The organism is Pseudomonas sp. ASL7, from assembly GCF_056680375.1.
The window spans coordinates 5,647,163-5,670,841 of record NZ_CM155279.1 but is presented as its reverse complement, the minus strand read 5'-3'; the positions used below and the strand labels follow the sequence as shown (position 1 = coordinate 5,670,841).

Here is a 23,679-nt window from a genome sequence, read left to right as displayed (position 1 = left end):
ATCCGCTTGGGCACCCGAGAATTCTGGCTATGAGGCGGATAGACGGGCGCGACTTAACGTCGCGCAGGTGAATCAGCCGCGGTGTCGAGACTCCACTGCCTTGCGCAGGGTGTCGATCAACGCCTGGATACGGGCGTGCTGCATTTTCATCGAAGCTTTGTTCACGATCAGCCGGGAGCTGATGTCTGCAATGAAATCCTGGGGCTCCAGGCCATTGGCGCGCAAGGTATTGCCGGTGTCGACCACGTCGATGATCTTGTCGGCCAGACCGATCAACGGCGCCAGTTCCATCGAGCCGTAAAGCTTGATGATGTCGACCTGGCGGCCCTGCTCGGCGTAGTAGCGCTTGGCAACGTTGACGAACTTGGTCGCCACCCGCAGGCGGCCCTTGGGCTCGACATCGCCGACACGACCTGCGGTCATCAGCTTGCAGAGCGCAATTCGCAGGTCCAGAGGCTCGTACAAGCCCTGGCCACCGTATTCCATCAACACATCTTTACCGGCGACGCCCAGGTCGGCGGCACCATGCTCGACGTAAGTCGGCACATCGGTAGCGCGCACGATCAGCAGGCGCACATCGGCCTGAGTCGTGGGGATGATCAGCTTGCGGCTCTTGTCCGGATTCTCGGTCGGCACGATACCCGCTTCAGCCAGAAGCGGCAGGGTGTCGTCAAGGATGCGGCCCTTGGACAGTGCGATGGTCAACATGGGAAACTTCAGTCCTTATCAGGCTACTGATGCCCGGTCGCAAATGGCGCCGGACACACATCGAGCCGGCGGCCGGCTCGACTTGAAACGAATTCAACAGGCGCGTCCCTGCGCCCATGAAGCAGAAACTAGCCCGGTACGCGGCGAATCTTGGCGCCGAGCATCTGCAGTTTCTCTTCGATGCACTCGTAACCACGGTCGATGTGGTAGATGCGGTCGATCAGCGTGTCGCCTTCAGCAATCAGGGCCGAGATGACCAGGCTGGCCGAAGCACGCAGGTCGGTGGCCATGACTGGCGCGCCTTTGAGCTTTTCGGTACCGGTCACAATGGCGGTGTTGCCTTCGACCTGGATCTTGGCGCCCATGCGGTGCAGTTCGTAAACGTGCATGAAGCGGTTTTCAAAGATCGTCTCGATCACGGCACCGGTGCCTTCGGCAATGGCGTTGAGGGAGATGAACTGCGCCTGCATGTCGGTCGGGAACGCCGGGTACGGAGCGGTACGGATATTGACGGCTTTTGGCCGTTTGCCGTGCATGTTCAGCTCGATCCAGTCGTCACCGCAGGTGATTTCGGCACCGGCTTCCTTGAGTTTTTCCAGAACGGCTTCGAGGATGGTCGGATCGGTGTCCTTGACCTTTACACGACCGCCGGTAACGGCTGCCGCCACCAGGTAGGTGCCGGTTTCGATACGGTCAGGCATCACTTTGTAAGTGGTCGGGTGCAGGCGCTCGACGCCATCGATGGTGATGGTGTCGGTACCGGCGCCGGTAATCTTGGCGCCCATGGCGATCAGGAAGTTCGCCAGGTCGATGACTTCAGGTTCGCGAGCGGCGTTTTGCAGCACGCTGCGGCCCTTGGCCAGAGCGGCCGCCATCATGATGTTTTCGGTACCGGTCACGCTGACGGTGTCGAAGAAGAAATGCGCACCGCGCAAGCCGCCTTCCGGCGCCTTGGCCTTGATGTAGCCGCCCTCGACGTCGATGACCGCGCCCATGGCTTCGAGGCCACGGATGTGCAGGTCAACAGGACGCGAACCGATGGCGCAACCGCCAGGCAATGCGACTTCGGCTTCGCCGAAACGGGCGACCATCGGGCCCAGTACCAGAATCGACGCACGCATGGTTTTAACCAGTTCGTACGGAGCGATCAGGGTCTTGATGGTACGCGGATCGATTTCGACGCTGAGTTTCTCGTCGATCACCGGCTCGATGCCCATGCGACCGAACAGCTCGATCATGGTGGTGATGTCGTGCAGGTGCGGCAGGTTGGCAACCGTAACCGGGCCATCGCACAGCAAGGTGGCAGCCAGGATCGGCAGGGCAGAGTTCTTTGCCCCGGAGATGCGGATCTCGCCATCAAGGCGAGCGCCACCGGTAATAATCAATTTATCCATAAGAATCTCGACGCCCTTGGGCTCAGGTGCGCTCGGCCCAGGCCGCGCTGCTGAAAAATTTCATAGTGACCGCATGGATGCTGCCATCGGTGATCCATGGGTTCAAATGGGCATAGACCTGCTGCTGACGCTTCACCGGGCTCAACGCCGCCAGTTCATCGCTAATCACGTTCAGCTGGAAGTTGCAGCCTTCGCCTTCAACTTCCACCTTTGTATTTGGCAGCTTTCCTTCAAGGAAGCTCTTCACTTCTACGGCCTGCATGCTCAACCTCAATCGGCGCCTTGTGCGCGCGGGTCGGACATCATACAAAAAAGCCCCGCGCCTGCGAACCCCGCGAAGCAGGACTCTGACGGGGGGCTTCCTTATAGATGCGGTTAGGGATGCGCCAACAGCTCGGTCAATTCGCTGACCTGAGCAATTTCACGCATGTCTTCTGGCATCCCACGGATACTCAATGCCTTGCCGGCCTCTTGCGCATCTCGCATGAAGCACAGCAGCAGCGACAAGCCGACGCTGCTGGACTTCAACACCGCCGAACAATCGACGACCACTTCGCCAGCCTTGCTCGACTTGATCAGCGCCTGCCCTTGCTTGCGCAGGCCTGGGCCGGTGCGATAATCCAGCATGCCGCTAAGACGCAGTTCGCCGGATTCGCTCATGCGAATGGCTGACACACTCATTGTGTTTCTTTCCCAGCGGCATCCGGGGCTTTTTCCTTGGCCTTGGCGACTTCCCCGGCCCAACCATTGATGGTCTTGTCCAGGTCGTTGCCATTGCGTTGCATTGCATCAGCGAACTGATCGCGGAACAGCTTGCCAATGTTGATGCCATTGATGATTACGTTGCGCAGCTTCCACTCGCCATTGATCTTTTCGAGCGTGTAGGAAACAGGATAGATCGCACCGTTGGTGCCTTTGACCGTCATGCCAACGCTGGTACGGTCGCCGGACTCATCCTTGGCAGGGTCAACAGTGATGCCCTGGTTGTTGTACTCGAGCAAGGCATTGCCATAGAACTGGAACAGGCCTTTTTTGAAGTTTTCTTCAAAGGTCTTCATTTGCGCGGGGGTGGCTTTGCGCGAGTATTTGACCGTCATGATGCTTTTGGAAATGCCCTCGGCATCGACCACAGGTCCGACGATGGTGTTCAGCGCCGTATAAAAGTCTTGTGGGTCCTGCTTGTACTTCTCTTTATTGGCCGACAGATCGGCCAGCATCCGATTGGTGGTGTCCTGCACGATTTCGTGCGCGGAAGGCGCCGCCACGGCGTTAGCCATCACCGGCAGGACCGCGAGCAACACCAACAGGCCACGTCGCAAGGTAGAGATCATTCAAAAGCTCCTCATTTGGCGTCTTTACTAACGGTATTGAGCAAGAATTTACCGATCAGGTCTTCGAGCACCAGCGACGACTGGGTGTCGTGGATGGTCCCGCCATCCTTGAGCAAGGCTTGTTCCCCGCCCACACTGAGACCGATGTACTTCTCGCCCAACAGGCCTGCGGTCAGGATAGATGCAGTGGAGTCCGTCGGCAGATTATCGACGCGTTTTTCCAGCTGCATGGTCACTCGACCAGTGAAACTGTCGCGGTCCAGATCGATCGCCGTCACCTTGCCGATGGTCACACCGGCCATGGTCACTTTAGCTCTGACCGTCAAACCGGCGATATTGTCGAAGTATGCATAAAGTTTATAGGTGTCGGTGGTAGGGCTCGGGGACAGGCCACTTACCCGCAACGCCAGCAACAGCAAAGCCAGGATGCCAGCCAGCAAGAAAAGGCCGACACCGATTTCCAGGGTGCGGTTTTGCATCAGAAATCTCCAAACATCAAGGCGGTCAAAATAAAGTCCAGGCCGAGTACAGCCAAAGAGGCATACACCACGGTCTTGGTAGTGGCACGACTGATCCCCTCGGAAGTGGGTTCGCAGTCATAGCCTTGGAATACGGCAATCCAGGTCACGACGAAGGCGAAAACGATGCTTTTGATGATGCCGTTGAGCACATCGTCAGAAAACGTCACGCTGTTTTGCATGTTCGACCAGTACGAACCTTCATAGACACCCAGCCAGTCGACAGCCACCCAGGAACCGCCCCAGATACCCACCACGCTGAAAATCATCGCCAGCACTGGCAGGGAAATGAAGCCCGCCCACAGGCGCGGGGCAATGATGTACTTGAGCGGGTCGACACCAATCATTTCGAGACTGGACAACTGCTCGGTGGACTTCATGTTGCCGATTTCGGCGGTCAGCGCGGAACCCGCGCGCCCGGCAAACAACAACGCGGTGACCACGGGGCCCAATTCTCGCAGCAGTGTCAGCGCAACCATCTGCCCGACCGCCTGCTCGGAACCGTAGCTGGACAGGATGTTGAACCCTTGCAGCGCCAGCACCATCCCGATGAATACCCCGGAGACCACGATGATCACCAGCGACATCACGCCGACCGAATGCAGCTGTTTGATCAACAGGCCAAAACCGCCGCCGATGCCTCCCCGGCCGAACAAGGCATGAAACAGGAAAATCGCCGAACGCCCGAACACCGCCATCGTTTCGATGCCAGTGTGGCCGAGCCGGCGCACTCGTTCTATTAGTGAAATCTTGCGCATCAGCGCTTCCCCAGAAGATCTGCGCGGTAATCCGTCGCTGGAAAGTGATAGGGGACCGGACCATCGGGGTCGCCTGTCATGAATTGACGGATACGCGGCTCATCCGAGTTCATCAGTTGGTCAGGCGTGCCCTGCCCCAACACCTGTCCGTCCCCCACCACGTAAATGTAATCGGCAATGCTCGCGGTTTCGGCCAGGTCGTGGGAGACCACGATGCTGGTGATGCCCAACGCATCGTTGAGCAGGCGGATCAGGCGCACCAACACGCCCATGGCGATGGGGTCCTGGCCCACAAAGGGCTCGTCATACATGAGAATCTGCGGATCGAGGGCAATCGCCCGCGCCAGCGCGACGCGACGCTTCATGCCGCCGGACAGTTCGTCGGGCATCAAGTCGATGGCACCACGCAGGCCCACGGCCTGTAATTTGAGCAGGACAATATCCCGGATCATTTCTTCCGGAAGCTCGGTATGAACGCGCAGTGGAAAGGCGACGTTCTCGAACACATCAAGATCGGTAAATAGTGCGCCACTCTGAAACAGCACACCCATGTGCTTGCGCGCGTCGAACAAATCGCTGCGCGACAGTTTCGGAAGGTTTTGACCGTTGACCCAGACTTCGCCCTTGGTCGGACGCAACTGTGCGCCCATCAAACGCAACAGCGTGGTCTTGCCACACCCGGAAGGCCCCATGATGCCGGTGACCTTGCCGCGCGGAATACGGATATCGACGTTATTGAAAATGCTGCGCGCGCCGCGCTTGAAGGTCAGTCCCTTCAGCTCGACCGCGTAGGCGTTATCGGCACTCATCTAAACTCCTTGCGATGCAGCCTCTCACTCGGACGCCTGACTCTCTGGCGAAAGCACATACCTCCTGGGCGGGCCGAACTGGCGGCGAACTATATCACTGCACAGGCCAAGCGCCAAAGGCCCAAGCCGGGGCATATTCAGCAACGCGACAGACAAAACGCTTCATTTAGAGGGTTTCGGTAACCGGGAATGACAATGCGCGACGAACTTGCGTGAGGGTTTCCATCATTACCGCTATAATCGCCGCCTTTTCATCAGGCTATACGATTTCTGACATGAGCCAATCCAGCGACCTGATTCAATCCGCCCAACGCACCATCCGCCTCGAACTGGAAGCCGTGCAAGGCTTGCTACGCCATATCGACGCAGATTTCGTACGCGCTTGCGAGATGATTCTGGCCAGCAAAGGCCGAGTGGTTGTGGTTGGCATGGGCAAATCGGGGCACATCGGCAACAAGATCGCCGCGACCCTGGCCAGCACCGGCACCACGGCGTTCTTCGTGCATCCAGCCGAAGCCAGCCACGGCGACATGGGCATGATTACCCGCGACGACATCATCCTCGCGCTGTCGAACTCCGGGTCCACCAATGAAATCATCACCCTGCTACCACTGATCAAGCGCCTGGGCATTCAATTGATCAGCGTGACCGGCAATCCTGACTCTGCGCTGGCCAAGGCTGCCGAGGTCAACCTGAACGTTCACGTCGAGCACGAAGCTTGTCCGCTGAACCTCGCACCGACCTCGTCGACCACCGCCGCACTGGTTATGGGCGACGCCCTGGCCGTGGCGCTGCTGGAAGCCCGCGGCTTTACCGCAGAAGATTTCGCTTTCTCCCACCCTGGTGGTGCACTTGGCCGACGCCTGTTGCTGAAAGTGGAAAACGTCATGCACGCCGGGCAAGAGCTGCCGCAAGTACAGCGTGGCACCCTGCTCAAGGACGCGCTGATGGAAATGACCCGCAAGGGCCTGGGCATGACTGTCATCCTGGAAGCCGACGGCAAACTCGCCGGGATCTTCACGGACGGCGATTTGCGTCGCACGCTGGACCGCAGCATCGACATCCACAGCGCAACGATTGACCAGGTCATGACCGCCCACGGCAAGACTGCTCGTGCAGAGATGCTTGCCGCCGAGGCACTGAAAATCATGGAAGACCACAAAATCAACGCACTGGTCGTGGTCGACAACGAAGATCGCCCGGTCGGCGCCTTGAACATGCACGATTTGCTGCGCGCAGGAGTAATGTAATGAGCCAGGATCTGCTACAACGCGGCAAACACATCAAACTGGCGGTGTTCGACGTCGACGGCGTACTGACTGACGGGCGCCTGTACTTCCTTGAAGACGGCAGCGAATTCAAGACGTTCAACACCCTCGATGGCCAAGGCATCAAGATGTTGATGGCTGCTGGCGTGCAGACCGCTATCATTAGCGGTCGCAAGACCCCGGTAGTCGAGCGGCGAGCGAAGAACCTCGGCATTCCCCACCTGTATCAGGGCCGCGAAGACAAACTGGTGGTGCTCGACGAACTGCTGGCCCAACTCAACCTGAGCTACGAACAAGTCGCCTACCTCGGCGATGACCTGCCAGACCTGCCGGTCATTCGCCGCGTCGGCCTGGGCATGGCGGTGGCCAATGCCGCCACCTTTGTACGCGAACACGCCCACGGCATCACCCAGGCCCGTGGCGGTGAGGGTGCCGCTCGCGAATTCTGCGAATTGATCCTGCGCGCCCAGGGCCGCCTCGATGCGGCCAACGCTGCGTACCTGTGAGCCAACTATGCTGAGCAAGAAATTTCGCAACACCCTGGTGTTCAGTTGCATCGCAGCGATCTTTGCGGCGGCCGGCTACTGGAACATCAGTCCGGAACGTTTCCTCGACAAGCCGGTGGAAAAGGTCGATGAAAGCGCGATCGACTACTACGCGACCAATGCCCACAGCTTGCAGTACCTGCCGGACGGCAAGCTGCAATACGAAATGACGTCCGACAAGGTCGAACACCTGAAAGCAACCGAGGTGACGTTGCTGACCAACCCCGACTTGAACATGTTCCGTGGCACCGAGTTCCCGTGGCACGTCCAGAGCGAGCGCGGCGAAGTCAATCCCGACGGCACTCAGGTCGAACTGATTGATTCGGTGCGCATCACGCGTTTCGACGAGAAAAACCGCAAGACCCTGATTACCAGCACCCGCATGACAGTGTTCCCGCAACAGCAATATGCGCAGACCGAGCAACCCGTTAGAATCGACGGCTTTGACGGTGTATCGACTGGCAAGGGAATGAAAGCCTATTTGAAAGAAAGCAGGATACACCTGCTATCGAACGTAAGAGGACAGTATGAGGCTCGTTAAAACTCTCCCTATTTTGCTCTGTCTGAGCGCAGCACTGGGAAGCGTGAGCGCCTGGGCCCTGCCGAACGACCAAGAGCAGCCTATCCGCGTTCAGGCCGACGATGCCCAACTGGATGACAAGAATGGCGTTGCCACCTATAAAGGTGACGTGATCATTACCCAGGGCTCGATGAAGGTTACCGGCAACACCGTGACCATCACCCGCACGCCCACTGGCGACATCGACGTGGTGACGTCAGTGGGCAACCTCGCCTACTTCGAGCAACTGCAAACCCAGGGCGACCCCAAGCCCGTTCAGGGTTGGGGTGTGACCATCCAGTACCACGCCTCGCAAAACCGTGTCGTGCTGATCGATAAGGCAAAAGTTATCGACAAGGACAACAACGTCACCCAAGGCGAGAAAATCGTCTACGACACAGTCAAGAAGCTTGCCAGCGCCGGTCGCGCCACAGGTAGCAAGGTCACCGAGGTGCGTCCGCGCATCGACATGGTGATCCAGCCGAAGCCGAAAACCGACGAGAAAAAGGCCCCATAATGGCAACTCTGAAAGCTCAGCATCTGGCCAAGAGTTACAAGAGCCGCCAGGTCGTGCGTGACGTCAGCCTGTCCATCGACAGCGGTCAGATCGTCGGCCTGCTGGGCCCCAACGGCGCCGGCAAGACCACCTGTTTCTACATGATCGTTGGCTTGGTACAGGCCGATCAGGGGCGCGTACTGATCGACGATCTGGACGTCAGCCACCAGCCCATGCACGGTCGTGCCAAGGCGGGTATCGGCTATCTTCCGCAAGAAGCGTCGATCTTCCGCAAACTCTCGGTTGCCGACAACATCATGGCCATCCTCGAGACCCGCAAGGAACTCGACAAGGCCGGGCGCCGCAAGGAACTGGAAAGCCTGCTGCAGGAATTCCACATCAGCCACATCCGCGATAGCCTCGGCATGAGCCTGTCGGGCGGCGAACGCCGCCGCGTGGAAATCGCCCGGGCACTGGCCACCAGCCCGAAATTCATCCTTCTCGACGAACCCTTCGCCGGCGTGGATCCGATTTCGGTGGGCGATATCAAGCAGATCATCTACCACCTCAAGGCCAAAGGCATTGGCGTGCTGATCACCGATCACAACGTGCGCGAAACCCTTGATATCTGCGAAACCGCCTACATCGTCAACGATGGCCAGCTGATCGCCGAAGGTGACTCCGCCACCATCCTGGCCAACGACCTGGTCAAGGAAGTGTATCTGGGCCATGAGTTCCGCCTGTAAGCACTGAGGTGTCTGGCTAGTCGGCAGAGCGCTTGTCTCGATAAAAAATCAATATTTTTTTATTGTTACAGCGCTCTAGGCAAAGGCTGCAGTTTCGGGCATATAATTTGCTTATGTTTGGCGCTCCGGCGCCCTGTAGTGGATGGCGCATGTGCGCCGGCGAATAAGGTGTTAAGCCCCTGCCATGAAACCATCGCTAGTCTTGAGAATGGGCCAGCAGCTGACGATGACACCGCAGCTGCAACAGGCCATCCGCCTGCTCCAATTGTCGACCCTGGACCTGCAACAGGAAATCCAGGAGGCCCTGGAGTCCAATCCGATGCTCGAACGCCAGGAAGAAGGCGACGACTTCGATAATGCCGACCCTTTGGCCGATAAAGCCGAACAGCAACCCAACGCCGATGTTTCGGAACCCTCCTACCAGGAAACTGCCCCGACGGTGGACAACCTCGAGGAAGGTGACTGGAACGAGCGCATCCCCAACGAACTGCCCGTCGATACCGCATGGGAAGACGTTTACCAGACCAGCGCCAGCAGCCTGCCAAGCAACGATGACGACGAGTGGGATTTCACCACCCGCACATCAGCCGGCGAAAGCCTGCAGAGCCACTTGCTGTGGCAATTGAATCTGGCACCGATGTCCGACACCGATCGCCTGATTGGCGTCACCCTGATCGACTGCATCAATAATCAGGGCTACCTGGACGAAACGCTCGAGGAAATCCTCGAAGCCTTCGATCCGGAGCTGGACATCGAACTGGACGAAATCGAAGCCGTCCTGCACCGCATCCAGCAATTCGAACCTGCTGGCATCGGCGCCCGCAACCTGGGTGAATGCCTGCTGCTGCAACTGCGCCAGTTGCCGGCGAAGACGCCTTGGCTGGCCGAGGCCAAGCGCCTGGTCACCGACTACATCGACCTGCTCGGCAGCCGCGACTACAGCCAGCTGATGCGTCGCATGAAGCTCAAGGAAGATGAACTGCGCCAGGTCATCGAACTGGTTCAGAGCCTCAACCCGCGCCCAGGCTCTCAGATCGAGTCCAGTGAAGCCGAATACGTCGTTCCCGACGTGATCGTGCGCAAGGACAACGAGCGCTGGCTGGTGGAACTGAATCAGGAGTCCGTGCCACGCTTGCGGGTCAACGCCCAATACGCCGGTTTCGTGCGCCGCGCCGACACCAGCGCCGACAACACCTTCATGCGCAATCAGTTGCAAGAGGCCCGCTGGTTTATCAAGAGCCTGCAGAGCCGCAACGAAACGCTGATGAAAGTTGCCACCCAGATCGTCGAGCATCAGCGCGGCTTTCTGGAGTACGGCGACGAAGCCATGAAACCGCTGGTCCTGCATGACATCGCCGAAGCAGTGGGCATGCACGAATCGACGATTTCACGGGTGACCACGCAAAAGTTCATGCATACCCCACGGGGCATCTATGAACTGAAATACTTTTTCTCCAGCCACGTCAGCACTTCCGAAGGCGGTGAATGCTCGTCCACAGCGATCCGCGCGATCATCAAAAAACTGGTTGCCGCGGAAAATCAGAAAAAGCCGTTGAGTGACAGCAAGATCGCTGGTTTACTGGAGGCACAAGGCATTCAGGTGGCCCGCCGCACCGTCGCCAAGTACCGCGAATCCCTTGGGATCGCGCCTTCGAGCGAACGCAAGCGGTTGATGTAAGGGCCACGCCACAGCGTTCCAGTGGCAGGCATTTCTGCCTGCCGCTTTATGCACTGGCAACGAAGGAGAAGCTGTATGCAAGTCAATATCAGTGGACACCAACTGGAAGTGACCGAACCTCTTCGCACCTACATCAGCGAAAAACTTGAACGACTGGAGCGACATTTCGACAAGATCACCAACGTGCAGGTCACGATGACGGTCGAAAAGCTGAAGCAGAAAATTGAAGCCACGCTGCATATTCCCGGCAGTGAAGTAGTCGCCAACGCCGAGCATGACGACATGTATGCGGCGATCGACTCACTCACCGACAAGCTGGATCGCCAACTCAAAAAGCATAAGGAAAAGACCCAGAGCCAGCTCCAAGGCGCTACCGGTCGTTAACACTCCCAACCCATGATCCGACTTGAAAGCATCCTGACCCCCGGCCGTTCCCTCGTGAACGTGCCGGGCGGCAGCAAAAAGAAAGCCCTCGAGCAAATTGCCAACCTTATCCACCGCGAAGTGCCGGATCTGGCGATGCAGGATGTCTTCGACAGTCTGGTCGCCCGTGAAAAACTCGGCTCTACCGGTTTTGGCAACGGCATCGCTATTCCCCACTGCCGCCTCAAGGGTTGCGGCGCACCCATCAGTGCCTTGATGCACCTGGATGCCCCTATCGATTTCGACGCCATCGACGGCGCCCCGGTTGACCTGCTGTTCGTTTTGTTGGTCCCGGAAGCCGCCACCGATGCGCACCTGGAGCTACTGCGCCAGATCGCCAGCATGCTCGATCGCAAGGAAGTGCGCGAAAAACTGCGCGGCGCCTCGAGCAATGAAGCCTTGTATCAGGTTGTCCTGAACGAGCAAAACGGTCAGTAATCATGCGCTTGATCATCGTCAGCGGCCGTTCCGGCTCAGGTAAAAGTACCGCACTCGATGTTCTCGAGGACAGCGGCTACTACTGCATCGACAATCTGCCCGCCGGCCTGCTGCCGGAGTTGGCTGAACGTGCACTGATTCACACAGAACTGGTACAACCACTGGTTGCCGTATCCATCGATGCGCGTAACTTGCCAAGCCATCTGTCGCGGTTTCCCGAACTGCTGGAAGAAGTCCGCAGCCGGCATATCCAGTGTGATGTCTTGTACCTGGATGCCGACGATGAAACCTTGCTCAAACGGTTCTCGGAAACCCGCCGTCGTCACCCACTGAGCAGCGCCAATCGCTCGTTGGCCGAAGCGATCAACGACGAAACCAACTTGCTCGGGCCGATCGCCGACCTTGCCGACCTCAAGGTAAACACCACCAACCTGAACCTGTATCAGCTGCGCGATACCATCAAGCTGCGCCTGCTGAACCAACCAGAACCCGGTACTGCGTTTTTGGTGGAGTCATTCGGGTTCAAGCGTGGGATGCCAGTGGATGCCGACCTCGTGTTCGACGTGCGTTGCCTGCCCAATCCCTACTGGAAGCCGGAGCTGCGCGATCAGTCCGGGCTTGATCAATCGGTTGCCGAGTACCTGGCAGCACAGCCGGATGTCGAAGAGATGTTCCAGGACATTTCCACTTATCTGCTCAAGTGGCTGCCACGTTTTGCCGCCAGCAACCGCGCGTATGTCACCATTGCCATCGGCTGTACCGGCGGGCATCACCGGTCCGTCTACCTGACCGAGCGCCTTGGCCAGCTGCTACAAAAAAACCTGAAGAACGTCCAGGTCCGCCACCGCGACCTCAGCTAAAGGATTCACACCGCGATGCCTGCTCTGGAAATTGAAATCATCAACAAACTGGGCTTGCATGCCCGCGCTTCCGCAAAATTCGTTGGTGTGGCGGGCCAGTTCCCATGCCAGATCAGAGCCGGACGTACGCCTGAATCCATGGTCGATGGGAAAAGCATCATGGCCATGATGATGCTGGCCGCCGGCAAAGGCACCAAAATCCATCTGAGCACGGAAGGTGAGCAGGAAGAGGAAGCACTCAAAGCGCTGGTGGCGTTGATCAACAACTTCTTCGACGAAGGCGAGTAAGTACCCTCTGCGCTGACTGAAAGGCCGCCTTCGCAAGCAAGCCCGTGCCTGCAAGGGGTCTATGTAATGTGCATAAAAAAGGCGCGTCACCCCATTGGATGACGCGCCTTTTTATATTGCGGTAAGCGTCAGCTACCCGCCACTGTCATGCGCTCGATCAACACCGAGCCGGTGCGGATGTTGCTGCGCAATTCCAGGTCATTACCCACCGCAATGATCTGCTTGAACATGTCGCGCATGTTGCCGGCAATGGTCACTTCCTGGACCGCGAACTGGATTTCGCCGTTCTCGACCCAGTAACCCGCCGCGCCACGGGAATAATCGCCGGTGACCATGTTCAGGCCCTGGCCCATCAGTTCGGTAACCAGCAAACCGCGCCCCATGCGACGCAGCAAGGCGGCTTGGTCTTCATCGCCATGGGTAACAAACAGGTTGTGTACGCCACCAGCGTTTGCAGTGCTCGGCATGCCAAGCTTGCGACCGGAATAGGTACCAAGGATATAGGACACCAACTCACCCTTTTCGACGAACGGTTTGGCGTACGTCGCCAGACCATCGCCATCGAACGCCGAACTGCCCATGGCGCGCATCAAGTGCGGACGCTCATCGATGGTCAGCCATTCCGGAAACAGCTTCTGCCCCAGAGTGCCCTCAAGGAACGACGATTTTCGATACAGACTGCCGCCAGAGATCGCCGAGAGGAAACTGCCAAACAAACCGCCGGCCAGCTCCGCCGAAAACAGCACCGGCACTTCACAGGTGGGCACCGGACGTGCGCCCAGACGGCTCGCCGCCCGTTGCGCGGCACGCTGGCCGATGCTCACCGGATCGGCCAACAAGTTGCCCTGACGGTTTACGTCATACCAGTAATCGCGTTGCATCTGCCCGTCGGCTTCAGCAATCATCACGCAGCTGAGGCTGTGACGGGTCGACGCGTAACCGCCGATAAAACCGTGACTGTTACCGTAAACGCGACAGCCCTGATGGGTGCTGAGCGTGGTGCCGTCAGCATTTTTGATCCGGCTGTCGGTGGCGAACGCCGCCGCTTCACACGCCAGAGCCTGCTCGATGGCTTGTTCCGGAGTGATGTCCCATTGGTGAAACAGGTCGAAATCCTGTAGATCCTTGGCCATCAGTGCGGAGTCTGCCAGGCCCGACGCTTCATCTTCAGACGTGTGCCTGGCGATGGCCAGCGCGGCGGCGACGGTTTCGCGAATCGCCTCCGGGCCGCTGGCCGACGTGCTGGCCGACCCTTTGCGCTGACCGACATACAAGGTGATGCCAAAGCCCTGATCACGGTTGAATTCGACGGTTTCGACTTCACGCTGACGCACCGAGGTCGACAGGCCCTGCTCCAGAGACACCGCCACTTCGCAGGCGCTGGCACCCTGGCGTTTGGCTTCAGCGATGATTTGCTCGACTTGTTCTTGCAGTGCCGGCAACGCTTGTGGGCCGACGCTTTCAACTGCACTCATGCTGTTCTCCACTCAAATTCTGCTTTCGGTAAAGGTCATCGAGCGACCGGGCCGGACAAGCGGCCCCCGACTGGTTATCATGGCGGCGTTTCTTTGCGGACGGCCACCATGGTTGATTCTTACGACGACTCCCTCGATACGGGAGAAAAAAGCAAATCCCAGGTTAAACGCGAGCTACATGCTCTGGTTGACCTCGGCGAGCGCCTGACAACACTCAAGCCTGACTTGCTGGCAAAACTGCCATTGACCGACGCTTTGCGCCGGGCTCTGGCCGATGCTTCCAAGCACACCGCGAATATCGCGCGTAAACGGCACCTCATGTTCATCGGCAAACTGATGCGCGATCAGGACACTGACGCCATTCTCACGCTGCTCGATCAACTCGATGCTTCCACTCGGCAGTACAACGAACGTTTCCACGGCCTGGAACGCTGGCGCGATCGCTTGATCGCAGGCGACGATGCCGTCCTGGAAAAATTCGTTGTCGACTACCCGGAGGCCGATCGTCAGCAATTGCGCTCCCTGATTCGTCAGGCCCAGCACGAACTGGCGACCAACAAGCCACCGGCATCGAGCCGTAAAATCTTCAAGTACATCCGTGAGCTGGACGAGACTCAACGCGGTCTGCGTTAAATCTCGAGTCGGGTGAGCCGCCAAGCGGTTCACCCGAAGCTCCATTCCTTATGATCCCGTACCACCCACGGTGATCGCATCAATTTTCAGGGTTGGCTGGCCGACACCGACCGGCACCGATTGCCCATCCTTGCCACACGTCCCCACACCACTGTCCAGCGCCAGATCGTTACCGACCATCGACACCTTGCTCATGGCTTCCGGCCCGTTGCCGATCAACGTCGCGCCTTTGACCGGGGCTGTAATCTTGCCGTCTTCGATCAAATACGCCTCGCTGGTGGAGAACACGAACTTGCCGCTGGTAATGTCCACCTGACCGCCGCCGAGGTTGGCGCAGTAGATGCCGCGTTTTACCGAGGCGATGATTTCCGCCGGATCACTTTCGCCCGCGAGCATGTAGGTGTTGGTCATGCGCGGCATTGGCAGGTGCGCGTAGGACTCGCGACGACCGTTACCGGTGCGGGCCACGCCCATCAGGCGTGCATTGAGCTTGTCCTGCATGTAGCCTTTGAGCACGCCGTTTTCGATCAGCGTAGTGCACTCGGTCGGAGTACCTTCGTCATCGACGCTCAGCGAGCCACGGCGTCCGGCGAGGGTGCCGTCATCGACGATGGTGCAGAGCCTGGACGCAACCATCTCGCCCATCCGTCCGCTGTAGGCCGAACTGCCCTTGCGGTTGAAATCGCCTTCCAGACCGTGGCCAACCGCTTCGTGCAACAGCACGCCCGACCAGCCGGACCCTAACACCACCGGCAGCGTACCGGCTGGCGCAGGAATGGCTTCGAGGTTGACCAGCGCCTGACGCAACGCTTCACGGGCGTAACCCATGGCACGGTCGTCGCTGAGGAAATAACGATAATCGGTACGACCGCCGCCGCCATGACCACCGCGTTCACGGCGACCGTTCTGCTCAACGATCACGCTGACATTGAAACGTACCAGCGGCCGCACATCGGCTGCCAGGCCGCCATCGGTAGACGCAACAAGGATGCGTTCCCAGACGCCAGCCATGCTCACGGTGACTTGCTGGATTCGCGGGTCAAGGGCCCGCGTCGCCACGTCGATACGCTTGAGCAGCTCGACTTTCTCGGCGCGCGTCATAACCTCCAACGGATTATCCGGCCCATACAACTGCGCAACATCCTGCGTGGTGAACGCCTGCACGGTGCCGTTTTGACCGGCCCGCGAGATCGAACGCGCCGCGCGAGCCGCTGCACCCAGGGCTTCGAGCGTGATCGCATTGCTGTAGGCAAAACCGGTTTTTTCACCCGATTGCGCCCGCACGCCGACACCTTGGTCGAGGTTGAAACTGCCTTCCTTGACGATGCCGTCTTCCAGCGCCCAGGATTCAGAAATCTGCCCCTGGAAATACAGATCGGCGGCATCGATGCCCGGGCCGGCCAGATCACCGAGCACACCTTGCAGGCTCTCGATCGTTACGCCGCCGGGCGCCAGGAGGTGTTCACTGACTGAGGACAACAACTCGCTCATATGCTTTACGCCTTAAATTCATCGTTCTGAGGCAGGTCGCTGTGCGCCCTGCGAGAAAAAGCGCCGGTGACTGGACACCGGCATCCGCGCCCTGATCGACGCCTGTTCGCTGCTATCGCGTTCGGCCAGCAGCACGGCCTCGCCTTGATCCTGTTGTGCCAGCACACGCCCCCACGGGTCAATGATCGCGGCATGACCATAGGTTTCTCGTGGCCCGGGATGCGTTCCGCCCTGGGCGGCCGCGAGCACATAACATTGAGTCTCTATGGCTCGCGCGCGAATCAGCACATCCCAATGCGCCGCGCCGGTCACCGCGGTAAAGGCCGAGGGCGCGGTAATCAACTCCGCACCGGCAGCCCGTAATTCGCTGTACAACTCCGGGAAGCGCAGGTCGTAACACACCGTCAGGCCGACTCGCCCAACAGGTGTGTCTGCCACCACCACGCCACTGCCATAAGCATAGTCATCGGACTCGCGATAACGTCCACGATTGTCCGCCACGTCTACATCAAACAAGTGCAGCTTGTCGTAGCGCGCCACTGTCTCGCCCTGATCGTTCACCAACAACGAGCAGGCATGTACTTTGGCCGTCGGTTGATCCACCGGCGGCAGCGGCAATGTGCCGGCCACTATCCATAACTTGAGGTCGCGGGCGGTCTGTTTCAACCACGGCAGGATCGGACCTTCGCCCAATGCCTCGGCGCGGCCGATGTCGGCAATGTCGCGACGGCCCATGGCGGCGAAGTTTTCCGGCAACACGGCAAGCACAGCACCACTGGCCGCGGCTTGCTCAAGGAGCCGACGGGCCTGGGCCAGATTGGCGAGCACGTCGCTCTGGCTGACCATTTGAATCACCGCTACAGACATGGCCTTTTCCTTATTTTTGAGCTGTACGACAACCTGTAGCAGCTGGCGAAGCCTGCGTCCGGCTGCGAAGCAGTCGCAAATCCGGAATGCTCGGTTTACCTGACAGGTCGAGGTGTCTGATTTTACGACTGCTTCGCAGCCGGACGCAGGCTTCGCCAGCTGCTACAAGGGACTGCGTCGCCAAATAAAAGTCTTTGGCCATGCTACTCCATTGGCCAAAGACGTGGCTCTTCAAAAAGGCTTGTCGTAGGTGATTTTCGGCTCTTTCCACGGACCTTTGACGGTGTACTTCACGCTGGCGAAACGCGCCACGCGATCACCAATCAGCTTGTCCATCAGGAACAGCGCCCCGCCGATAGCCGGCGCACCAACGATCAGCGCGGCAATCGGCAGGTTATTGGTGACCGGCAAGGTCACCACCAACTTGGCATCGATCTGATCGCCGACCAGGTTCAGGGTGCCGTTGAGTTCGACATTGCTCGAAGGCCCCGTCATCTGAATAGGCTCACGGGTCACATAAACCCCGTTGGTCCCGACCAGCAGCCCTTTAACGCGGTCATAACTCAGGCCTTTGCCAAACAAGTCGGAGAAATCCAGGCGCAGGCGACGACCGATGGAGTTGAAGTTAAGCAGGCCAAACACCCGCAACGCCTGAGCGCTGCCTTCGACTTCGACAAACTGGCCTTTATTCATAGAAGCATCGAGCGTCCCGGAGAAACGCTTGCTGGCCAACCAGGCCGGCGAACCGGGCCAGCGACCGTCGACATCCATACGAAAGCTTTCACTGGTAACACTCGGCGCAAATCCCCAGCCCTTCAGCACATCAGCGAGGTTCTTGCCGCTGATCCGGCCCTTGTACCAACTGCTGGAACTGCCAGGCACGCCTTCCCAGCCGCCATTACCCTGCAAGAGAACACCCTTGAGGCCCATGTCCAGCGTATTGAGGGCGATACCCTTGCCGGTCGGACGAACCTTGAGCGACCAGGCGCCGACGAGATCCTGCCCCTGAAACAGTTGATTGATGATGATGTCCATCGCCGGGATCTTCCTCGGATCCACTGACGCCAGTGGATCCGGCGAGTTTTCATCGGCCAGGACCTTTGGATCCGGTGCAGGCAAGCGCACGTATTGCAGATTGATCGTAATCGGCACGCCCTTCGCATCGGGGAGGCCGACACTGCCCTTGGCTTGCTGGCTGTCGAGCTGCAACGTCCACGCGGTCGGTTTACGGGTCAACAGAACCGATGCCTGATCAAGCGTAGTGCCCAAAGCGGTGAGCTTGCCGACCTTGAAGTCCGCACCACTGAGCAACTGCCTGGCGCTGCCGCCAGCATCCTGACCGGCGTATTTGTCCGCCAGGTCGCTCCACGGCCCGACATCCAGCTCCGACAGCACGCCGCGCACCCGCAAGCCTTTGCTCCCGGGCAGCACGGCACTTGCGCCCCCCAGGATCAACTCGCCGCGACCGTCGGCGAAGTTGTTCGTCGGGGCGGCAAACGTGAAGTCCGCCAGTTGGCCGTAATTGAGCCAGTAGCGCCGCTCCGGCCCTTGCAGTGTCATGCGAAACGTAGTGTTGCGCCCTGCATTGGCCGACATGCCAAAGGGCGCTGGCAAATCGACCACCACCCCTTTGAGGTCGGAGGCGACCATCAACTGGCTGTCGGCGCCATCCAGATTGAGCTGGAGTTGATACGGGATCAGACCGGAAACCGGCAACGGTTGAGTGACGTTCAACCAGTCAGTGAGTTTCTTCACCTCCACCTGACCGGAGGCCGTGACACGGGTCTTGATGTTGCCCGCACGGCCATCGGCGAAAATCTGTGCAGTGACGGGTTTGTCAAAGGCGCGCGCGCTGATGTTCTGCCCGCTCAAGCCCTTGGCGCTGTCGAAACGGAAATCGCCCTTGAGTTGCGTCAGCTCCAGCGGTGGCTCGGCCAGTTTCAAACGCGCCTTGGCAGTCTTGAAGTCGACGAGAATCTTCGGCTGCTCGCCTTTGGCCAATGGAATATCGAGTTTCAGCTTGCCTTGCAGATCGCCGTCGCCTTCCCAACGGGCAAACGTATCGGCAGTACCGATCGGCGCTTCCTGCAGAATTTTCAGGCCATCCCCCAAGCCGCCAGCGAATGTTCCGTCGAGGAACAGATGGCTGCTCTGCCCGTCCGGAACATGGGGAATGTTGACGTAAATGTCGCGAACCTGGGTGCCGAGCAACTGGCCCTTGCTGGCCAGAATCCGCACTCCACTGTCTTCGACAAACACGTCCCCCGTGACCTTGCTGACATGCGGCCAGCCCGGTTGAAACGCCAGTTCGGCATCGTGAACCTTGAAGAACAGGCTGATGCTGCGGGCCGTATCGGCAGCGCCATGGTTCAGCGAACCCTGGTACTGGAAGAACCCTTCGTCTACCGCACCTTTGAGGATCGCTGTGCGCAACCATTCATCCAATGCCGGGCTGAGAACGGCCGGAAGGTACTTGGCGGTGTAACGGCCATCGCCGTCGACCATACCGACCCGCAGGTCCATGTAGTCTTCCCGGGTGTGATCGAAGTGCAGACGGATCAGGAAGTCGCCGGCAATCTTGCCCTCCTCGCCCAGCACCTTCAGGTACGGCGCGATCAGGGTGAAGCCTTCTTTATCGAGCTTCCAGGTCAATCGGGCATTGGCCTGAATGTATTGCCATGGCTTGGCGAAGATCGGCTCCAGATGGAGGACAAAGTCTTTGCTGTCCATGCGCAGCTCGCCCTTGCCAAGGTCACCGCTGATGCTGCCGCTGACATTCCGGGCCGCCGGTGCACCGTAATAGGCATCGAAACCGACCCGATCCAGATTGGCGGCAAAGCTGAACTGGCTGTCATCGTTGGCATTGGGCCGGATGTCGATCAGGACATTGCGCAGACCACCCGTCACTTTCAAGTGCTCGACTGCGGTGGCAACACCCGCGGGCAGCGGCCCCAAGGCATTCAAAAGAGGCGTGAGCGGCGTGAGATCGAGGCGATCGGCTTGCAGATGCCAACGCTCGTCTGCCTTGTCGGTGGCCAGGCTCTGTTTGAATTGCAGATGCGATTCCCAACGGGTATCGCCGAAATTCATGGCCAACGAATCCAGCGTCACCAGAACCCCTTCGGAACTGCGCTGGAAATAACCGTTGAGCGCCAGGTTGTCGATCTGGATCGGCTTGCGCTCGGCGTAGGCACCCTTGAGTTGCGGCGCATTCAAGCGGATCGCGGCGCTTTGCAGGGCACCCTTGCTCCAGTTCACCCAGAACTCGCCGCCGGCCTTGATCTCGGAAAAATTCCATTGCTGAGTGAGCCGCTCGGGCAACCATTTCGCCCAGTCGCTTTGTGGCAGGCTCAGGTACGCATCGACCTCACCGTCCTTCCACTCGCTGGCGCTAATGCGGGTCCGCAGGCTCGCCGCCACCGGTTGGCCGTCGGGCAGCGTCAACCGAACATCGAGACGCTGACGGGTGGCGCCGATTTTCAGGTTGAGGCCAACGTATGTCAGCGTCAACGGTGGCTGACCCAACGACTGCAAGGTGACCTGGCTGTCGAGCACCGACAGCTGCTGGACCATTTGCAGTTGATTGAGCAGTTGTTCCGGGTCTAGCGGCTGATCCTGCTGCACCGGCAACCCTTCCAGCGCCCACTGACCACCCTCGCCTTGCTTGAGGCTGATCTTCAGGCCGTTGAGCTCCAGGTGAGCAATGCGCACTTCGCGTGCCAGCAGGCTGGCCAAGAGATCGGGCACCGCACGCACCTGATCCAGATGCAGCGCATTGGCCCCCTCGCCGAGCGTTACGTCGTGAGCCAGCAAAATCGGCGCAAAACCGCTCCAGCTGCCTTCCAGCCTGCCGATTTGCAACGGCATACCCAGGGCTGAGGCGGCCTTTGTTTCGACTTCGGCACGGTACTCGGCCACCAGCGGCGTCAGCTCCCTGCCAAGGCTGACGTACACCGCCATCAACACCAGTGCCAACGCGCAGAGGCCCAGACCCCAGCGGGTCAGTGCGGCCAAAATGCGTGTCAGACGGTCCATGTCAGGTGGCCCCCATGGCAAAAATGCTGCAAAAAGCTGAAGCCAGCCGTTTCAGTCGGATTAAAACCAAGCGATTCAGAGCAGCACCACGTCGTATTGTTCCTGGGAATACATGGTTTCCACCTGGAACCGAATGGTGCGTCCGATAAAGCCTTCGAGCTCAGCGACGTTACCTGATTCTTCATCGAGCAAACGGTCGACAACTTTCTGGTTCGCCAATACACGATAGCCTTCCGCCTGATAGGCGCGAGCCTCGCGGAGGATTTCGCGGAAAATCTCGTAGCAAACGGTTTCTGGCGTCTTCAATTTTCCGCGCCCCTGGCAACTGCTGCAGGGCTCGCACAGCACTTGTTCAAGGCTTTCGCGGGTGCGCTTGCGGGTCATCTGCACCAGGCCCAACTCGGTAATGCCGATGATGTTGGTCTTGGCGTGATCGCGCTCCAGCTGCTTTTCGAGCGTACGTAGCACTTGGCGTTGATGCTCTTCATCTTCCATGTCGATGAAGTCGATGATGATGATCCCGCCCAGGTTACGCAGGCGCAATTGCCGAGCGATGGCGGTCGCGGCTTCGAGGTTGGTCTTGAAGATGGTTTCTTCGAGGTTGCGATGACCGACGAACGCGCCGGTGTTGACATCAATGGTGCTCATGGCTTCTGCCGGATCGACCACCAGATACCCGCCGGACTTCAGCGGGACTTTGCGTTCCAGCGCTTTCTGGATTTCATCCTCGACGCCGTACAAATCAAAAATCGGGCGCTCGCCCGGGTAGTGCTCAAGACGATCGGCGATTTCCGGCATGAGTTCGGCGACGAACTGCGTGGTTTTCTGAAAGGTTTCCCGGGAGTCGATCCGTATCTTCTCGATTTTCGGGCTCACCAGGTCACGCAAGGTACGCAGTGCCAGGCCGAGATCCTCGTAGATCACACTCGGTGCACTGATGGTCAGGATCTGGGCATTGATCTGATCCCACAGACGGCGCAGGTAGCGGATGTCCATCAGGATCTCATCGGCTCCCGCACCCTCGGCGGCGGTACGCAGGATGAAACCACCGGCTTCCTTGATGCCCTCTTTGGCCACGCAGTCAGTGACCACTTGCTTGAGGCGTTCACGCTCGGCTTCGTCTTCGATCTTCAGCGAAATGCCGACATGTGCGGTGCGCGGCATGTACACCAGATAACGCGACGGAATCGACAGCTGAGTCGTCAGGCGCGCGCCTTTGGAGCCGATCGGGTCCTTGGTGACTTGCACCACCAGGCTTTGGCCTTCGTGAACGAGCGCGCTGATGCTCTCTACCGCAGGGCCTTCGCGCATGGAAATTTCCGAGGCATGAATGAACGCAGCTCGGTCCAGGCCGATGTCGACGAACGCCGCCTGCATGCCCGGCAATACCCGTACAACCTTTCCTTTGTAAATGTTGCCAACGATCCCGCGCTTTTGCGTGCGCTCGACATGGACCTCTTGCAGGACACCGTTTTCGACCACCGCCACGCGCGATTCCATCGGCGTGATGTTGATCAGGATCTCTTCACTCATGGCAGGGTCTCGCTCAAGCATATTCACGATAATGGCCGCATCTGGTCAGTACGACGCTTAGCGCGCGTTAAGGGTTTGCCAACAGGGTATGCCGAAACGACCGAGCAGCTCGAAGGTTTCGCACAGCGGCAATCCGACCACCGCCGAATAGCTGCCATTGAGCCCGGCGACAAACACCGCGCCCAGTCCTTGAATGCCATAGCCGCCGGCCTTGTCTCGTGGTTCGCCGCTGGCCCAGTAGGCCGCTGCTTGCTGGGCGCTGATCTGGCGAAAACGCACCAGACTGCGCACCACCCGCGATTCGCAACGCTCACCGTCGAGCACTGCAATGGCCGTCAGGACTTCGTGTTCATGACCGGACAGCATCATCAGCATGGCGCATGCGTCGGCTTCATCAACCGGCTTGCCGAGAATTTTTCCATTCAGTACTACTGCAGTGTCGGCGCCCATTACGCAAAAGTCTGTATCGGACACGACCGAGCCGCGTCCGGCCTCGGCCTTGCCGCGCGCCAGGCGCTCGACATAGGCCGCAGGGGATTCTTGAGTCAAAGGGGTTTCATCGATGTCCGCGCTGATGACGGAGAATGGCACGCCGATCTGCGTGAGCAGTTCACGCCGACGCGGCGAGCCTGAGGCGAGGTACAGCTGTTTCATCAAGACATCTCCTTGTCTAGTGCCCTGTCTCACAAATACTGTTCCTTTTTGGCGACGTCTGTTGTTGCCATACTGCGTTGCCGCTCCTCGCCATAGCGAGCTATGACTCGTCGCGGCGCCTTGTCTGGCAACAACAGCCGCTCGCCAAAAAGAAACGTATTTGCGAGACAGG

General features: G+C 59.0%; 25 protein-coding genes. 11 read left to right on the top strand and 14 right to left on the bottom strand.

Features of this window, described 5'->3' with window-relative positions; genetic code table 11:
- Positions 1 to 72: 72 nt before the first annotated feature.
- The 8 genes from hisG to AC1MDT_RS26110 all read right to left on the bottom strand — a co-directional run bounded on the left by hisG (position 73) and on the right by AC1MDT_RS26110 (position 5,518).
- Positions 73 to 708, bottom strand: coding sequence for an ATP phosphoribosyltransferase (gene hisG / locus AC1MDT_RS26145; RefSeq protein WP_007901570.1), 636 nt, complete (start codon positions 706 to 708; stop codon positions 73 to 75).
- Between the two features lie 128 nt (positions 709 to 836).
- Positions 837 to 2,102 carry a UDP-N-acetylglucosamine 1-carboxyvinyltransferase gene (murA, locus tag AC1MDT_RS26140; RefSeq protein WP_480419600.1) on the bottom strand — a complete coding sequence of 422 codons (1,266 nt, stop codon included), beginning with the start codon at positions 2,100 to 2,102 and terminating at the stop codon, positions 837 to 839.
- A 22-nt stretch (positions 2,103 to 2,124) separates the two neighbouring features.
- Positions 2,125 to 2,364, bottom strand: a complete 240-nt coding sequence (locus tag AC1MDT_RS26135) for a BolA family protein (RefSeq protein ID WP_007901566.1) — start codon at positions 2,362 to 2,364, stop codon at positions 2,125 to 2,127.
- A gap of 113 nt (positions 2,365 to 2,477) precedes the next feature.
- On the bottom strand, positions 2,478 to 2,783 hold the full coding sequence (locus AC1MDT_RS26130) for an STAS domain-containing protein (RefSeq protein WP_480419598.1): 306 nt from the start codon (positions 2,781 to 2,783) through the stop codon (positions 2,478 to 2,480).
- Complete coding sequence (locus AC1MDT_RS26125; protein WP_480419596.1) at positions 2,780 to 3,433, bottom strand: MlaC/ttg2D family ABC transporter substrate-binding protein; 654 nt, start codon at positions 3,431 to 3,433, stop codon at positions 2,780 to 2,782. Before AC1MDT_RS26125 ends, AC1MDT_RS26130 begins: the two co-directional genes overlap by 4 nt.
- An 11-nt stretch (positions 3,434 to 3,444) precedes the next feature.
- On the bottom strand, positions 3,445 to 3,912 hold the full coding sequence (gene mlaD / locus AC1MDT_RS26120; RefSeq protein WP_480419594.1) for an outer membrane lipid asymmetry maintenance protein MlaD: 468 nt from the start codon (positions 3,910 to 3,912) through the stop codon (positions 3,445 to 3,447).
- On the bottom strand, positions 3,912 to 4,709 hold the full coding sequence (mlaE, locus tag AC1MDT_RS26115; protein ID WP_480419592.1) for a lipid asymmetry maintenance ABC transporter permease subunit MlaE: 798 nt from the start codon (positions 4,707 to 4,709) through the stop codon (positions 3,912 to 3,914). Before mlaE ends, mlaD begins: the two co-directional genes overlap by 1 nt.
- Positions 4,709 to 5,518 carry an ATP-binding cassette domain-containing protein gene (locus AC1MDT_RS26110; protein WP_480419590.1) on the bottom strand — a complete coding sequence of 270 codons (810 nt, stop codon included), beginning with the start codon at positions 5,516 to 5,518 and terminating at the stop codon, positions 4,709 to 4,711. The genes mlaE and AC1MDT_RS26110 overlap by 1 nt, the downstream gene beginning before the upstream one ends.
- 275 nt (positions 5,519 to 5,793) lie before the next feature.
- On the opposite strand from AC1MDT_RS26110, the gene AC1MDT_RS26105 reads away from it, so the two are divergent.
- From AC1MDT_RS26105 to AC1MDT_RS26060, 10 genes are all read left to right on the top strand, one after another.
- Positions 5,794 to 6,768, top strand: coding sequence for a KpsF/GutQ family sugar-phosphate isomerase (locus AC1MDT_RS26105; RefSeq protein ID WP_480419589.1), 975 nt, complete (start codon positions 5,794 to 5,796; stop codon positions 6,766 to 6,768).
- Positions 6,768 to 7,292: a KdsC family phosphatase gene (locus tag AC1MDT_RS26100; protein WP_414908822.1), complete on the top strand. Its 525-nt coding sequence runs from the start codon at positions 6,768 to 6,770 to the stop codon at positions 7,290 to 7,292. Before AC1MDT_RS26105 ends, AC1MDT_RS26100 begins: the two co-directional genes overlap by 1 nt.
- A gap of 7 nt (positions 7,293 to 7,299) precedes the next feature.
- Entirely contained in the window at positions 7,300 to 7,872 is a 573-nt protein-coding gene (gene lptC, locus AC1MDT_RS26095; protein WP_480419587.1) for an LPS export ABC transporter periplasmic protein LptC, read from the top strand.
- On the top strand, positions 7,859 to 8,407 hold the full coding sequence (lptA, locus tag AC1MDT_RS26090; protein ID WP_480419586.1) for a lipopolysaccharide transport periplasmic protein LptA: 549 nt from the start codon (positions 7,859 to 7,861) through the stop codon (positions 8,405 to 8,407). Before lptC ends, lptA begins: the two co-directional genes overlap by 14 nt.
- A complete protein-coding gene (gene lptB / locus AC1MDT_RS26085) occupies positions 8,407 to 9,132 on the top strand; it encodes an LPS export ABC transporter ATP-binding protein (protein ID WP_480419585.1) in 726 nt (241 codons plus the stop codon). Before lptA ends, lptB begins: the two co-directional genes overlap by 1 nt.
- A 184-nt stretch (positions 9,133 to 9,316) precedes the next feature.
- A complete protein-coding gene (locus tag AC1MDT_RS26080) occupies positions 9,317 to 10,810 on the top strand; it encodes an RNA polymerase factor sigma-54 (RefSeq protein WP_201114876.1) in 1,494 nt (497 codons plus the stop codon).
- A gap of 75 nt (positions 10,811 to 10,885) precedes the next feature.
- The gene (gene hpf, locus AC1MDT_RS26075) at positions 10,886 to 11,194 is read left to right on the top strand and encodes a ribosome hibernation-promoting factor, HPF/YfiA family (protein WP_480419584.1); all 309 of its coding nucleotides are present in this window, start codon (positions 10,886 to 10,888) and stop codon (positions 11,192 to 11,194) included.
- A 12-nt stretch (positions 11,195 to 11,206) separates the two neighbouring features.
- The gene (ptsN, locus tag AC1MDT_RS26070; protein WP_480419583.1) at positions 11,207 to 11,671 is read left to right on the top strand and encodes a PTS IIA-like nitrogen regulatory protein PtsN; all 465 of its coding nucleotides are present in this window, start codon (positions 11,207 to 11,209) and stop codon (positions 11,669 to 11,671) included.
- A 2-nt stretch (positions 11,672 to 11,673) separates the two neighbouring features.
- On the top strand, positions 11,674 to 12,531 hold the full coding sequence (gene rapZ / locus AC1MDT_RS26065; protein WP_480419582.1) for an RNase adapter RapZ: 858 nt from the start codon (positions 11,674 to 11,676) through the stop codon (positions 12,529 to 12,531).
- Positions 12,532 to 12,546: 15 nt separating this feature from the next.
- Positions 12,547 to 12,819 (top strand): HPr family phosphocarrier protein, encoded by a 273-nt coding sequence (locus AC1MDT_RS26060; RefSeq protein WP_480419581.1) that lies wholly within the window; start codon positions 12,547 to 12,549, stop codon positions 12,817 to 12,819.
- Positions 12,820 to 12,947: 128 nt separating this feature from the next.
- Here AC1MDT_RS26060 and pmbA read toward each other — a convergent pair whose 3' ends face one another.
- On the bottom strand, positions 12,948 to 14,294 hold the full coding sequence (pmbA, locus tag AC1MDT_RS26055; protein ID WP_480419580.1) for a metalloprotease PmbA: 1,347 nt from the start codon (positions 14,292 to 14,294) through the stop codon (positions 12,948 to 12,950).
- A gap of 108 nt (positions 14,295 to 14,402) precedes the next feature.
- On the opposite strand from pmbA, the gene yjgA reads away from it, so the two are divergent.
- Positions 14,403 to 14,927 (top strand): ribosome biogenesis factor YjgA, encoded by a 525-nt coding sequence (gene yjgA / locus AC1MDT_RS26050; RefSeq protein WP_201114880.1) that lies wholly within the window; start codon positions 14,403 to 14,405, stop codon positions 14,925 to 14,927.
- A gap of 48 nt (positions 14,928 to 14,975) precedes the next feature.
- On the opposite strand, the gene tldD is transcribed toward yjgA, so the two are convergent.
- From tldD to AC1MDT_RS26025, 5 genes are all read right to left on the bottom strand, one after another.
- Positions 14,976 to 16,418: a metalloprotease TldD gene (gene tldD / locus AC1MDT_RS26045; RefSeq protein WP_480419579.1), complete on the bottom strand. Its 1,443-nt coding sequence runs from the start codon at positions 16,416 to 16,418 to the stop codon at positions 14,976 to 14,978.
- A gap of 18 nt (positions 16,419 to 16,436) precedes the next feature.
- A complete protein-coding gene (locus AC1MDT_RS26040; protein WP_414908831.1) occupies positions 16,437 to 17,285 on the bottom strand; it encodes a carbon-nitrogen hydrolase family protein in 849 nt (282 codons plus the stop codon).
- A gap of 231 nt (positions 17,286 to 17,516) precedes the next feature.
- Complete coding sequence (locus AC1MDT_RS26035) at positions 17,517 to 21,320, bottom strand: YhdP family protein (protein ID WP_480419578.1); 3,804 nt, start codon at positions 21,318 to 21,320, stop codon at positions 17,517 to 17,519.
- Positions 21,321 to 21,395: 75 nt separating this feature from the next.
- Positions 21,396 to 22,853: a ribonuclease G gene (gene rng / locus AC1MDT_RS26030; RefSeq protein ID WP_480419577.1), complete on the bottom strand. Its 1,458-nt coding sequence runs from the start codon at positions 22,851 to 22,853 to the stop codon at positions 21,396 to 21,398.
- Between the two features lie 57 nt (positions 22,854 to 22,910).
- Complete coding sequence (locus AC1MDT_RS26025) at positions 22,911 to 23,507, bottom strand: Maf family protein (RefSeq protein ID WP_480419576.1); 597 nt, start codon at positions 23,505 to 23,507, stop codon at positions 22,911 to 22,913.
- Between the last annotated feature and the right edge of the window lie 172 nt (positions 23,508 to 23,679).